13 protein-coding genes and 1 pseudogene are annotated in these 14,023 nt (G+C 63.2%); 10 read left to right on the plus strand and 4 right to left on the minus strand.

Going from position 1 to position 14,023, the window contains the following annotated elements:
• Positions 1-119 precede the first annotated feature (119 nt).
• The 8 genes from QZ079_RS03745 to QZ079_RS03780 all read left to right on the plus strand — a co-directional run bounded on the left by QZ079_RS03745 (position 120) and on the right by QZ079_RS03780 (position 8,247).
• Positions 120-851, plus strand: coding sequence for an acyl-[acyl-carrier-protein] thioesterase (locus QZ079_RS03745; protein WP_297035289.1), 732 nt, complete (start codon positions 120-122; stop codon positions 849-851).
• Between the two features lie 99 nt (positions 852-950).
• Complete coding sequence (locus QZ079_RS03750; RefSeq protein ID WP_297035291.1) at positions 951-1,442, plus strand: histidine phosphatase family protein; 492 nt, start codon at positions 951-953, stop codon at positions 1,440-1,442.
• Between the two features lie 270 nt (positions 1,443-1,712).
• The gene (locus tag QZ079_RS03755) at positions 1,713-2,045 is read left to right on the plus strand and encodes a helix-turn-helix transcriptional regulator (protein WP_291290645.1); all 333 of its coding nucleotides are present in this window, start codon (positions 1,713-1,715) and stop codon (positions 2,043-2,045) included.
• A gap of 79 nt (positions 2,046-2,124) precedes the next feature.
• Positions 2,125-2,343 (plus strand): cation transporter, encoded by a 219-nt coding sequence (locus QZ079_RS03760; protein WP_291288444.1) that lies wholly within the window; start codon positions 2,125-2,127, stop codon positions 2,341-2,343.
• 120 nt (positions 2,344-2,463) lie between these two features.
• Complete coding sequence (locus tag QZ079_RS03765) at positions 2,464-4,368, plus strand: heavy metal translocating P-type ATPase (protein ID WP_297035294.1); 1,905 nt, start codon at positions 2,464-2,466, stop codon at positions 4,366-4,368.
• A gap of 119 nt (positions 4,369-4,487) precedes the next feature.
• Positions 4,488-5,528, plus strand: a complete 1,041-nt coding sequence (locus QZ079_RS03770; RefSeq protein WP_297035295.1) for an acyltransferase family protein — start codon at positions 4,488-4,490, stop codon at positions 5,526-5,528.
• 211 nt (positions 5,529-5,739) lie between these two features.
• Positions 5,740-6,366, plus strand: a complete 627-nt coding sequence (locus tag QZ079_RS03775; protein WP_297035297.1) for a DedA family protein — start codon at positions 5,740-5,742, stop codon at positions 6,364-6,366.
• Positions 6,367-6,378: 12 nt separating this feature from the next.
• Positions 6,379-8,247 (plus strand): ABC-F family ATP-binding cassette domain-containing protein, encoded by a 1,869-nt coding sequence (locus tag QZ079_RS03780; protein WP_297035298.1) that lies wholly within the window; start codon positions 6,379-6,381, stop codon positions 8,245-8,247.
• An 89-nt stretch (positions 8,248-8,336) separates the two neighbouring features.
• Here the strand turns inward: QZ079_RS03780 and QZ079_RS03785 are convergent, their stop codons facing one another.
• The 4 genes from QZ079_RS03785 to rpsA all read right to left on the minus strand — a co-directional run bounded on the left by QZ079_RS03785 (position 8,337) and on the right by rpsA (position 12,010).
• Positions 8,337-8,486, minus strand: coding sequence for a hypothetical protein (locus tag QZ079_RS03785; protein ID WP_297035300.1), 150 nt, complete (start codon positions 8,484-8,486; stop codon positions 8,337-8,339).
• Between the two features lie 35 nt (positions 8,487-8,521).
• Positions 8,522-9,946 (minus strand): Sapep family Mn(2+)-dependent dipeptidase, encoded by a 1,425-nt coding sequence (locus QZ079_RS03790; protein WP_366926425.1) that lies wholly within the window; start codon positions 9,944-9,946, stop codon positions 8,522-8,524.
• Positions 9,947-10,016: 70 nt separating this feature from the next.
• The gene (locus QZ079_RS03795; protein WP_297035302.1) at positions 10,017-10,700 is read right to left on the minus strand and encodes an HAD hydrolase-like protein; all 684 of its coding nucleotides are present in this window, start codon (positions 10,698-10,700) and stop codon (positions 10,017-10,019) included.
• Positions 10,701-10,846: 146 nt separating this feature from the next.
• Positions 10,847-12,010, minus strand: coding sequence for a 30S ribosomal protein S1 (rpsA, locus tag QZ079_RS03800; protein WP_291288437.1), 1,164 nt, complete (start codon positions 12,008-12,010; stop codon positions 10,847-10,849).
• A gap of 378 nt (positions 12,011-12,388) precedes the next feature.
• Here rpsA and QZ079_RS03805 point away from each other — a divergent pair, with 378 nt between their 5' ends.
• On the plus strand, positions 12,389-13,189 hold the full coding sequence (locus QZ079_RS03805; protein ID WP_297035307.1) for an HAD family hydrolase: 801 nt from the start codon (positions 12,389-12,391) through the stop codon (positions 13,187-13,189).
• 120 nt (positions 13,190-13,309) lie between these two features.
• A pseudogene (locus tag QZ079_RS03810) lies at positions 13,310-14,023 on the plus strand (serine dehydratase subunit alpha family protein); the annotation flags it as partial.

The following is a 14,023-nucleotide window of genomic DNA, read 5'->3' on the forward strand; positions in this document are numbered from 1 at the left end:
CCCGCCGCATCTAGCATGTCGGCGTCCGCTCCACGCGCACCAGTCCAAACGTGCCGCCTGCCTCGAGGCGGCGCGTGCTATCCTCTCTTTCAGCAAAAGATTATACCGAGGGGAGCATTATGGAACCATCGACTTCGAGCTCAAGCGCGGTCTTCCAGTTCGATGCACGCGTCCGCTATAGCGAGGTCGACCACCGTGGCCTGCTCACGCTGCCCAAGCTCATCGACTACTTTCAGGATTGCAGCACGTTCCAATCGGAAGCGCTCGGCGTAGGCATGCTCTGGCTCAAGGAGCACCGCCGCGCCTGGGTGCTCACGCACTGGCAAATCGTCGTCGAACGCTATCCGCGCCTCGCCGAGCCCATCACGGTAGGTACGTTCGCGAGCTCCTTCAAGGGACTCACAGCGACGCGCTACTTCTTCCTCAAGGACGCGACGGGCGAGATCCTCGCGAAGGCGAACTCGAGCTGGGCGCTCCTCGACCTTGAAAAGGGCCGTCCGACGCGCCCCGCGCCCGAGGATACCGACGTCTACGGCGTGCACGACCCCCTACCCATGCCCGAGGAAGACCGGCGTGTCCGCATGCCCGATACCCTCGACGCGCTCGACCCCATCACGGTGCTCCGCCACCAGATCGATACGAACGAGCATGTCAACAACGGCCAGTACGTGCAGATGGCACTCGAACTGCTGCCGCGCGACATCGAACCCGCCCGCGTGCGCGTGGACTACAAGCGCGCCGCCGTTCTGGGCGATACCATATACCCCAAGATCGCACACGAGGAGGGGCGCAGCGTCATTGCGCTCTGCTCGGCAGACGACCAGCCTTACGCTATCGTTGAATTCTCGTAGCACGTCGCCGGCTTGAGGCCGAAGGGACGCAACCTGTCCGCGCGCCGCAGCGAGACGCAGGCTTTCCGCCGCAACTGTTCCATGTCGGAAGGAGACTCCATGAGCAACGCCCGCACCCTCATCCTCGTTCGACACGGCAGTGCTGAGCGCGCGCTGCCCGGCATGCCCGATGAAGAGCGATCCCTCACACCCGACGGTCAGGCGGCGCTTCGCGCACCAGGCGGCTTCGCCCGTTCCTTCAGCCTTGTAGACGAAGAGGCGCGCTCCCGTGCCGTCATCTGGGCAAGCCCCGCACTCCGCGCACAGCAGACGGCGCAGGCAGTAGCGGAGGCCATCGGACAGCGCCCGATTGACGCGCTCCCCTGCCTCTTTGAACAGGACGCCGACGCCTTTCTCGACGCGCTCCGCGCAACCGATGCGGAATGCGTCGTCGCCGTCGGGCACATCCCCTTCATGGAGCGCGTGACCGAGCGCCTCTGCGGCGCCACCTTGAGCTTCTCGCCCGGAGCCGTCGCGTGCATGCGCCTCGATGACACGCTCGCACCCTGCGAGTCCGATCTCCTATGGTTCGTCCAAGGTCCGGGGTGCTAGCACACGCGTCGCTTTGGCGTCACTCTGGGGACGGGTACGTTCGTGTCGTTTTTGACACAAACGTACCCGTCCCCAAAGTGTCGAAAACGACACGAACGTACCCGTCCCCAGAGTGACGTCCACACGTGCCAACCTGTCCCCGAAGTGTTGAATTCAACACGTTTGACCCCATCCCCAAAGTGTTAAAAAAGTGCTTGACATATGAATATTCGTTCATATAATCATGAGTAAGATATATGAATACAGGAACATATGTCGAAGGGAGCGTTCATGCAAAACCAAGATCATCCGCAGGCTGAGGCCGCGGAAGAACCCTGCATGCCCGACGAGGAGCTGCTCTACGACCTCGCCGACCTTTTCAAAACGTTCAGCGACACCACGCGCATCAAGATCTTGTACGCGCTCTTCGACACGCCGCGTTCCGTGGGCGACATCGCAGAGACCATCGGCGCCACACAAAGCGCCGTCTCTCACCAGCTACGCATCTTGAAGCAGGCACGCCTCGTGCGCTTCGATCGCGACGGCCGCAGCCTCATCTACTCACTCGCCGACGATCACGTCCACACCATGCTCGCGCAGGGTATGAGCCATATCTGCGAGTGAACGAGATCACATCACACTTTTCGGCATTAACACCCCACGGGAACCGCCCACAGGGGTATCGAAGGGAAAGGACCCCATCATGCGTAAGTCTTTCAAGCTCGACGAGATTGATTGCGCGAACTGCGCGCTCAAGCTCGAAGATGCCATCAAGAAGGTCGACGGCGTCGACGACGCCAAGGTGAACTTCATGACGCAGAAGCTCACGCTCGCGGCGGCAGACGACCGCTTCCCCACCGTTCTCGACGACGTCTGCGCCCTCATCGCCAAGATGGAACCCGACTGTGAGGTGCTTCGCTAGACACCCCTCTGCCGCCTCCGGGCGGCACCTTTTCGCTCAATATATGAACGTATGTTCATATAGGCAATGTAAAATATCCGCTAGGACAGCTACGACTATACGAATGCGAGGCAGTTCGATATGAACAAGAAGCAGCGGAAGTGGCGCAATCGGATCCTCGCCGCCATCGCCCTCTTCGCCGTGACGATGGTTCTCGAGAAGACGGGCGCGTTCGATGCAGCATTCGGTGCCGCCGAGGTCTACGCGGCATTCGCCCTCTACTTCGCGGCGTTCCTCATCGCCGGCTACGACGTCCTCATCAAGGCGTGGAACAACATCCGCCGCGGCGACCCCTTCGACGAGGCGTTCCTCATGACGGTCGCCACGATCGGTGCGTTCGCCACGATCTTCTTCCCCGAGACCGAGCCGCAATCGGCCGAGGGTTGCGCCGTCATGCTCTTCTACCAGGTGGGCGAGCTCTTCCAGAGCTACGCCGTGGGCAAGAGCCGCAAGTCGATCGCCGACATGATGGACATCGCACCGGATTACGCCAACATCGAGTGCGACGGCGCGCTTGTCGAAGTCGATCCCGACGAGGTCGCAGTCGGCAGCATCATCGTCGTGAAGCCCGGAGAACGCATCCCCATCGACGGCGTCGTCACCGAGGGCACAAGTCAACTCGACACCGCGGCGCTCACCGGCGAGAGCATCCCGCGCCACGTCGAGGCCGGCGCCGAGGTCATCTCGGGCTGCATCAACATGACGGGCATCCTGCGCATTCGCACCATGAAGCCCTTCGGCGAGTCCACGGTCTCCCGCATCCTCGAGCTCGTGGAGAACGCGAGCGAGAAGAAGGCGAAGACCGAGAACTTCATCACGCGCTTCGCCCGCGTCTACACACCTGCCGTCACGATCTCCGCCGTCGTGCTCGCCGTGGTGCCGCCGCTTCTGGGCATGGGTCCTTGGACGGACTGGGTGCTGCGCGGCCTCACGTTCCTCGTCGTCTCATGCCCCTGCGCGCTCGTGATCTCGGTGCCGCTCAGCTTCTTCGGCGGTATCGGCGGCGCGTCGCGCCTGGGCATTTTGGTGAAGGGCTCGAACTACCTCGAACTTTTGGCGAAGGTCGACACCGTGGTCTTCGACAAGACGGGCACGCTCACGAGCGGCACCTTCAATGTCGTCGCCGTGCATCCCGAAGCGGGCGTCGATGCCGACTACGTGCTCTCGATGGCGGCTTATGCCGAGGCGTTCAGCGACCACCCCATCGCGCTCTCGATCAAGCAGGCCTACGCCGGCGAGATCGACGAGCAGCGCATCCAGGATGCGCATGAGGAATCCGGTCACGGCGTGCAGGCGACCGTCGACGAGCGCGTGGTGCTCGTGGGCAACGACAAGCTCATGCGCGAGCACGGCAGCACGTGGCACGACTGCGAGCTCACCGGAACGATCCTCCACGTGACAGTCGATGGCGTGTACGCCGGGCATATCGTGATCGCCGACGTGGTGAAGGACGACGCCGCCCAGACCATCCACGACCTGCACGAGGCGGGTGTGCGCCGCTGCATCATGCTCACCGGCGCCCGTAGCGATGTGGCAGAAGCCGTGGGCAAGAAGCTCGGCCTCGACGAGGTGCATGCCCAGCTCCTGCCCGAGAACAAGGTCAACGCCGTGGAACACCTGCTCGCAACGGAGACACCGGACGCAAAGCTCGCCTTCGTGGGCGACGGCATCAACGATGCTCCCGTGCTCATGCGCGCGGACATCGGGATCGCCATGGGCGCAATGGGATCGGACGCCGCCATCGAGGCCGCGGACGTGGTGCTCATGGACGATAAGCCCTCGAACATTGCTCGCGCTATGCGCATCGCCCGCAAGACTATGCGCATTGTGTGGCAGAACATCGTGTTCGCGCTCGGCGTTAAGGTGCTCATCCTCGTGCTCGCGGCGCTCGGCATCGCGAACATGTGGCTCGCGGTCTTCGGTGACGTGGGCGTGGCGATGATCGCGATCCTGAACGCCATGCGCGCCATGCGCCCGCCCAGATGATAATCTGAGTTCAGGACTGCACGTATCGCAAGCGAGAATCTACGTCCTGGACGTTGGCTCTCACGCTCCTGCGATAGAATAGCGAGCGCCACAACCACTTCGTCAATCGGGGGAACGATATGGCTGGCGCACGTGAGCGCATCGCGCTGTTCGACAACATCAAGGGACTGCTCATCATCTTGGTGGTCGCCGCACACTTCATGCATCCCGTCCACAACGACAACGAGGCGCTGAGCGCGCTCTTCGATATTATCTACCTGTTCCACATGCCGCTGTTCGTCTTCGTCTCCGGACTCTTCGCGAAGGGTGCCTATCGCGACGGGCACCTCAACGGGAACAGAATCATCTCCTTCACGGTTCTGGGCTTCGCCTACCAGACAGCGCTGCTCGCGATCAACGGGGTGCTGATCGAACACCCCGGAAGACTGCTGCTCTTCACCTCCGCGCCGTGGTACCTCATCGGCATGGCCTGGTGGTACCTCGCCACGCCCCTTCTCGCCCGCCTCGCCCCATCTACCGGGGTTTTGGTGAGCGTTGCCATAGCGTTTGCGAGCGGCTTCTTCGATTTGTCGAACGGTCTTCTCGCCATAAGCCGGTCGCTCGCCTTCCTTCCCTACTTCGCCCTCGGCTACTACCTGAAGCCCGCCGCGCTCGAACAGTTGGTGAAGCGGCGCGTGCTATGGCTTGCGGTCGCGGGCGCGGCGATCGTAAGCCTGCGCCTTGTCGACGTCCACGCCTACGACTGGTTTTTCCAGATGGTATACGGAGACAACCCCTTCGCGAGCGCAGGCGCGGTGGCGGGGATCCCCGCGGGCAGTCCCGCAGCGGGCGCGATCGCCAAGCTCGTCACCATGGGCATCGCAGCGCTGTTCTCCCTCGCCGTGCTAAGGCTTATACCGCACGGCGCATCGCACCTCACGACGCTTGGCGAGCGCACGCTCCAGATCTACGTGCTGCATCGGCTCATCCGCGCCGCACTCACATTCAGAACCCCGTTCTACGACCTGACGGTGCTCCTCGATCCGCTCTGGGGCTCGGCGATTGTCCTGGCGCTCTCCGGCGGCGTCATCGTGCTGTGCGCGCTTAAGATCTTCACCCCGCCCTTCACCTGGTTCATGCGTGCGCGGTGGCTTCCCGCAAGCGACACTCCTACAAAGTAGAGATTTTCCGACAGAATAGGCTTGAAATCGAGCCTTTTGCGTCGGAAATCCTCTATTTTGAAGATGTTACATCCCCAGGGCGGCGCCTATGCGATAGTGCGGTGGTAATTTGGTGTCCGACACCGCTTTCCTACATCGCACGGCACCCGTACGCTACACTTTTCCCAACATCGCCGGCCCCGCAAGGGGCCGCATTTATGAAGGGATGTTCATGGAAGAGCTCTTCTTCGACTTCATCGACCAATTCGGCTACTTCGCCGTGGGCGCGCTCATCTTCATTGAGAACGTCTTCCCGCCCATCCCGAGCGAGGTCATCCTGCCGCTCGGAGGCTTCTTCACTACCTCGACGGATATGTCGCTCCCAGGCGTCATTATCGCTGCGACCGTAGGCTCGGTGCTCGGCGCCTACATCCTCTATGGCATCGGCTGGGTACTCAACCGCAACCGCCTCATGCGATTCTTCGAGACGCGTCCCATGCGTCTTTTAGGCTTCAAGGGCGACGACATCGCTAAGGCGATTGACTGGTTCGACCGCCGCGGCCAGATCTCGGTACTCATCTGCCGCTTCGTGCCCATCGTGCGCAGCCTCATCTCCATTCCAGCCGGCGTGGCGCGCATGAACATGGCGCGCTTCGCCCTCTACACCCTCGTAGGCTCCGCAGTGTGGAACACGATCCTGTGCTCGCTCGGCGCCGCGGCGGGCAGCGCTTGGGAAACGGTGAGCGAGCAGGCCGAATGGGTCTCCGATGTCGTGAAGTACGTCATCATCGCCGCCATCGTCGTCGTCGCGATCGTATGGATTGTGAAGCGCATCATCCCCAACCTCAAGAAGCAGTAAGCCGGCCGTACCATGGCGATCCTCCTCGGCTGCGACGACATCTCGCTCGACTTCCCCACCAAACGCGTGTTCAGCCACGTGACGCTCGGGGTGAACGAGGGCGACCGCATCGGCATCGTCGGGCGCAACGGCGACGGCAAGTCGACGCTGCTGAACCTCTTGGCCGGCACGCTCGAGCCGGATTCCGGACGTGTCACGCACCGTCGCGACCTGCGCGTGGGACTGCTCGGGCAGCGCGACACCCTCGATAACGCCGCGTCCGTACGCAGCGCCGTGGTGGGCGATGCGCCTGAATACGAATGGGCGTCCTCGCCGCGCGTGCGCGAGGTGCTCGCTGGCCTCATTGCCGACGTCCCGTGGGAAGGCGCTGTGGGCGAGCTCTCCGGCGGTCAGCGCCGCCGCGTCGACCTCGCGCGTCTGCTCATCGGCGATTTCGACGTGCTCATGCTCGACGAGCCCACGAACCACCTCGACATGCGAACCATCAGCTGGCTTGCGCGCCACCTGCGCACGCGCTGGCAAGACGGCGCCGGCGCGCTCCTCATGGTGACGCACGACCGCTGGTTCCTCGACGAGGTCTGCACCTCGATGTGGGAGGTACACGACGCCGCTGTCGAGCCGTTCGAAGGCGGCTATTCCGCCTACATCCTGCAGCGCGTCGAGCGCGACCGGCTGGCGCAGGTGGCCGAGGAGCGGCGCCGCAACATGGCGCGCAAGGAGCTCGCGTGGCTTTCCCGCGGTGCCCAGGCGCGGAGCACGAAGCCGAAATTCCGCGTCGATGCCGCGCGCGAGCTCATCGCCGACGTCCCGCCCCTGCGAAACGAGCTCGAGCTCAAGCGCCTCGCCGTCGCCCGCCTGGGCAAGCAGGTCATCGACGTGCTCGATGTGTACGCAGGCTACGATAGCGCGGACGCCGCAGACGCTTCAGCCGCCGAAAAACCCGCTCGTGACGTTTTAGAAGACGTGACCTGGCTCATCGGCGCGGGCGACCGCTTCGGCCTCCTCGGCGAGAACGGTGCCGGCAAGTCAACCCTTCTCGATGTGGTGCGCGGCAAGCTCGAGCCCCGTGCGGGCCGCGTGAAGATTGGCAAGACGGTGCGCTTCGGCATGCTCTCCCAGCAACTCGACGAGCTCGCGCCGTATATGGGCGACACGATTCGCGAAGTGCTCTCACGTTATAAGCGCAGCTACGTGATCGACGGCAAAGAAACGAGCCCCGAGAAGCTCCTCGAGCGACTCGGGTTCACCACGCAACAGCTCTGGAGCCGCATCGGCGACCTCTCCGGCGGGCAACGGCGCCGGCTCATGCTGCTCCTCACGATCCTCGAAGAGCCCAACGTCCTCATCTTAGACGAGCCCGGCAACGACCTCGATACCGATATGCTCGCAATCGTGGAAGACCTGCTCGATGGGTGGCCGGGCACGCTCATCCTCGTGACGCACGATCGCTACCTCATGGAGCGCGTGACAGATCAGCAGTTCGCCCTCATCGACGGCCACCTCCGCCATGTACCGGGCGGCGTAGACGAATATCTCATGCTTGTGGAGTCCCAGAAGCGACAGCCCCAGCAGCTCGCCAAGCAAACGATGTCCCAGAAAGCTCCCGCCGAAAGCAGCGAACGCGCTGCAGGGGGCGAGGATTCGAGCCCGTCGCTTTCGAACGCCGAGCGCCAGCGCCTGCGCAAGGAGGTTGCCTCGCTCGAGCGCCGTATGGAGACGCAGCGCGAGCGCATCGAGGAGCTCGAGGCTGGCATGATGTCCATCGACCCCACCGACTACCTGGCCCTTGAGAGCCAGCAGGAGAAGATCAACGGGGCAAAAGCTACCCTCGACGAACTCGAAACCACCTGGCTCGAAACCTCAGACCTGCTTGGGATGTGAATGTCCCAAAAAGGGACAGGTGCATATTGGGACATTCATCTGAATGTAAAATAACCCCTGGGGTAATTTTACATCTCCCGCTGCGCCGGTCAGTGCTTCTTGCGCGGACGCTGCTTGCGCTTGCGGGCAGGCGGCACGTGCGTGGAGCTCGTGCCGCTGTCGTTGTGATTTCGCTGGTAGATAAACCATCCGAAGAGCATCGCGGCAACGATGACAAACAGATAGATGAACTGATCCACGGTCATTTCCTTCCCAACGGCGATGCGTCGCGTCGCTACAGATCGAGCTCCTGCAGGCGCACGAGCGCGAGGATGTAGATCTTGAGCGCCTGGCGCAGCGCCGCCTCGCTCGCACCCTCATTTGCACCGTGCATGGGGCCAACCCAGTCGGGCAGCTCGGACGCGTCGCCCTCGGGGCCGAAGGAGACGGCGCAGGCGAAGTTGCGTGCATAGGTGCCGCCACCCATCGAAAACGGCTCCGCTGGCTCGCCCGTGACCTCGCGATACACGTCGAGCAGTGCCTGCACCGCGGGGTGCTCGGCGGAAACGGAAAACGGGGACTTCGTCGACGAGACCTCGAAGGCGACGTCGTATTTGCTGGCAAGCGCCGAAAGACGTGCCTCGAGCTCGCGGCCGGAGGTGCTATCGGGGTAGCGGATATCCACGGAAAGCACGATGCGACCGTCCTCATGCATCACGATCTTCCCCGCGTTCAGGGTAAGGGGGCCGAACGCCTCGTTCGCACTCGCCACGCCCGCCGCCTCGCCGTAGGCATCCTCGGTAAGCACGTCGAGCAGCTCCACGTAGGCTTGCTCGGCGGGTGCCAACAGGTCGTGTATTTCGGCCAGATAATCGACGATGAGCGCGACGGCATTGATGGTGCCCTCTGGCATCGAGGCGTGCCCGCCGACGCCCCGTGCGACGATGCGCGCCACACCGGGACGGACCGCTTCAATGCGCAACCGGTCGACATGTGCGGCGGGAGCAGGCAGCTCACTCGCATCGACGGCGAGTTCCACGACTGACTCGCCCGGAATGGCGTTCGAGACCTCTGCGCCGCTCCAGAAGCGAATCGTGCCGTCTGCAACGGGGGCGCTCGCAAAACGACCACCGAAACAGCCCTTCTCCGCATTGCACACCGGGAAGGAGGCGTCCGGCGTGAAGAGGAACGCGGGGTCGTCGTGGGTCTCGAGGTAGTGATGGACATCGGACATCCCCACCTCCTCGTCGCAACCCAGAAGCGCACGGAACGTATAACGCGGTGTGATGCCCTCGTGTAGGAAGAACGCGCCGGCATAGAGCGAAAGCACCGCCGGACCTTTGTCGTCGGCCACGCCGCGACCGAGCAGCCATCCGTCGCGACGCTCGACCCGGAAGGGATCCGTCACCCAACCGGAACCCGCCGGCACGACGTCGACGTGTGCGATGGTCGCGACCTGCGTCGAACGCTCGCCGGGGATGTCGCCCCAACCAAGGTAGCCGTCATCCTCGCCCGTCGCGTAGCCCAAGCGCTCCGCGATACCCAATCCGCAATCGAGCGCGGCGCGCACGTTCGCACCGAAGGGGGCGCCCGGAGCGGCATCTTCGGCATCCACCACCGAAGGATGGCTCACAATCTGGACGATATCTCGAACGACATCCTCCCATACCTCGTCGACATACGCGTCCACGCGCGCCTCGAGCTCCTTATTCATCCCCATCGCTCCCCTTCTATCCCCGGAAAAGCAACGCCGCGCAGGCCATGTCCCGCCGGCGGTGCAGCCTTTCAAGCTATTGTACCGACAAACGGACGCCGAGCAGGCTCGCAAGCTCCTCGGCAGTCGTGCAGAGCGCATCCGCCCCGGCCTCGATGAGTTCCCGGCGCGCCTCCTCATCGCGGAATACGCCGATGCACGGCAGGCCGACGGCGTGCGCGCCCTCAACATCGAAGCGGCGATCGCCTATGAGCACTGCCTCGGCAGGCCTCGCGCCGAGCACCTCGAGGCACGCCCGCACGCTCTCCTCCTTCGTATGCCGCACACCGTCGATGCGCCCCACGAGGGCGTCGAAGGGAGGAAGGTCGAGCGTCGCGATCATCTTCTCCGCCGAATGCTGCAGGCGCGACGTAGCGACCCCGACCTTGGCGCCCGCTGCGGAAAGCGCGGCGATAAGCTCAGCCATGCCCGGGAAGACCGGGTAATCCTCCGGACGTGTCATATGCTCGAACGCCTCGCGGTACGCCCCCACGAGCCCCGCAGCCTCATCATGCGAAAGATGCGCGACCTCCATGAAGCCATCCACGATGGGCGGACCGATAAGCAGCTGCAGGTTCCCAACCTCATCGAGGCTGTAGCCATGCGACGTGAGCGTGTAAGCGGCCGCGCGCATGACGGCGGGGCCGGTGTCGGCGATCGTCCCGTCGAAATCGAACAGCACGGCCGAGCGGGCGAAGCACCCTGTCTCGGTATCATCCATCTGCATATCCTCCCTGCTCAAAAGACGGTCGAGCCGCATGTGCGACATGTCCCAAAATGCACCTGTCCCTTTTGGGACATACAAAAACGTGCCCTGATGCACAGCGCACCAGGGCACGTGAACTCAGTCCATGGAAAACCTGAACGCTACTCGGCGTCCTCGGCCTTCTCCTCGGGCTTCTCGAGCGGGGCGACCTCGATCTCCACGCCGAGGGTCTCGGCGGCGGACTTCATCGAGAGCGAGATGCGACGACGGTCGAGGTCGATGTCCATGACCTTGACCTGCACCTTGGCGCCCACATGCGTGACCTGCGAGGGCTGGTCGACATGCTTGTTGGCCATCTCGGAGATGTGCACGAGGCCCTCGATGCCGTCACCGAGGTCGACGAACGCGCCGAACGGCACGAGCTTGGTGACGGTGCCCTCGACGATAGCGCCGACGGGGTACTTCTTGACGAGCGCGCGCCACGGATCCTCGGTGGTCTGCTTGAGACCAAGCGAGATGCGCTCGCGGCTAAGATCAACGTCGAGCACCTCGACCTCAATCTCCTGGCCGACCTTGACGACCTCGGAGGGATGGTTGACATGGTTCCAAGAGAGCTCGGAGATATGCACGAGGCCGTCGATACCGCCGAGGTCGACAAACGCGCCGAAGTCGACGATCGAGGACACGGTGCCCTTGAGGTGCATGCCGCTCTTGAGCTTGGAGAGGATCTCCTGGCGCTCGGCTTTGCGGGACTCCTCGAGCACCACGCGGCGGGAGAGCACGACGTTGTTGCGGTTGCGATCCATCTCGATGACGCGGGCCTCGATGGAGGTGCCGAGATAGCTGGTGAGGTCCTTCACGCGGCGAAGATCCACAAGGGAGGCGGGCAGGAAGCCACGCAGGCCGATGTCGAGGATGAGACCGCCCTTGACGACCTCGATAACCTCGCCCTCGACGTTCTCGCCAGCCTGGAACTTCTCCTCGATGCGGTTCCACGCGCGCTCGTACTCAGCGCGCTTCTTGGAGAGCACGAGACGACCGTCCTTGTCCTCCTTCTGAAGGACCAGGGCTTCGATGGGATCGCCGACGTTGACGATGTCGGCCGGGTTAGCGTCCTTGCGGATGGAGAGCTCGCGGACCGGGATAACGCCCTCGGACTTGAATCCGATGTCAACGAGGACCTCATCCTTCTCGATCTTGACAACCGTACCGCTGACAAGATCGCCCTCATCGAAATCGGTGATGGTACCGTCGATAAGGTTGTTCATCTCCTCTTCGTTCACATCGTCAAGAGAGAAGATGGACGCGTTCTGAATCTCACTCAAAGGTGGACCCCTTTCGATGTACGGGGCCCCGACCGCTAGACCTACGACAAGCACCGACCACATGGACCGACGCCCACCGCTTGGGAACACTCGGGGGCCGACAGATACGAACGTGAACCATAAGAGCTCACGGAGTAATAGATTACGTTGAAACGCCCGCTTTTTCAAGGTTGGCAAGCGATTTTTTCCATGCGTAACCCGTTTTTTCGCCACGCGGTAGAAGTCGCCGCCACAAACGACGCGCATGGGGAAAACGAGAAGCCGCGCGGTCACGATATGCGAAACGGCGCAGGGTGAAAGCAGACGAGTCGTTGCCATGGGCGTTTTTGGGTAGAAGATGGTTCAAAGCCGTGTTGCCAGCGAGGAAAGGAGGCGCGCATGCTCAAGGCAGTGGCATTCGATATGGACGACACGCTGCTCAGCATCAATCTGAGCGCCTTCATCGCCGTCTTCTTGCGCGACGAGGCGCGTCTTCTAGCAGACATCTCCCGCAAGAACCCCCTTTCCGCCTTCGCGGGCCTCGTCGGCGTGCTGCGCGACCTCAACTCGAACGTTCGCGATGCAGACGACGCCCGCACGAACCGCGCGTTCTTCGACGAGGAGATCGAGCGCCGCATGGGCATCCCGCTCACCGATCCCGTCATCGCCGACGCCTTCGAGTTTTTCGAACGCGAGGTGCTGCCGCACTGCAACGATCCCGTCATCGGCGCGAGACCGCGCGCGGGCGCGCACCAAGCGGTCGAGCTGCTCTTGGAACGCGGCATGCGCATCGCGCTCCTCACGAACCCGAGCTTCAGCCGCTCGTGCATCGAGTGCCGCATGGCCTGGGGCGATATGCTCGACATGCCATTCGAGCTCGTGACCTGCATGGAGAACAGCACGCGCTGCAAACCCAGTCCGCGCTACTACCTCGAGGCGATCGGTGCGCTGGGGCTCGAGCCCGAAGAGGTGCTCATGGTGGGCAACGACCCCAAACGCGACTTCCCTGTCCCCGACTGCGGCATACAGACCGCCTACGTGGGCATAGGCTCGCCCGACCGTGCACTGTGGAGCGGCTCGATGGAGGCGTTCGCTGCGCAGTTTGACCTCATCGAGGAGCGCTTCAACGAACGGCATGAGCGCGGGTTCTCGAAGCTTGCACAGGACGTTTCCCGCGCGCGGAACCCATTCCAGAACTGATAGAAGCCCACGAGGCTGGACGTTATCGTCCCGCATGCTTTCCACCCGTTGACGCTATGCATCCACCCTGCAATCATAGTGGGGTAACGCAACGACTTCATGCATGGCAAGGAGCAGAAGATGACCTTTTATTCTTCCGATGCCGAACGCGACCAGCTGTTCTGCAACATCTTGAACCGCGAGCTCGTCTGCGCCCTCGGATGCACGGAGCCCATCGCCGTCGCCTATGCCGCAGCGCTCGCCCGCGAGACGCTCGGCTGCGAGCCCGACCATATCGACCTCGACTGCTCGGGCAACATCATCAAGAACGTGAAGAGCGTCACCGTGCCCAATTCGGGCGGACTCGCCGGACTCGAAGCGGCCGTGACGCTCGGCACCGTAGGGGGAAACGCCGCGAGCGCGCTCGAGGTGCTGGAATCCGTCGACGATGACGACCGCGCTCGCACCCGCACCCTCCTTGAACGCGGCGACTACGTGAACGTCTCACTCGCCCTCGACGTCCCCAACCTCTACATCCGCGTGCGCGCGCATGCAGCCGAGCACGCCGCCGACGTCATCATCGCCGGCCATCATACGAACATCGCCTATCGCGGACTCGACGGCACGCGCCTCGAAGGTGCCTACGACTCCCCCGAAGCTGTCGCCGCCGATGCCAAAGACGCCCACGACCAGGTAGTATCTGCCCTCAACCTCGATGCGATCATCGCCTTCGCCGAACACGGCAGCATCGACGCCGCCCGCGACGCCCTCGAGCGCCAGCTCGAACTCAACGACGCCATCTCGCGCGAAGGGCTCGAGCATGCCTGGGGTGCCGAGGTAGGCAGGACGCTGCTC

The sequence above is a fragment of the uncultured Enorma sp. genome, from assembly GCA_905210055.1.
Taxonomy (GTDB): domain Bacteria; phylum Actinomycetota; class Coriobacteriia; order Coriobacteriales; family Coriobacteriaceae; genus Enorma.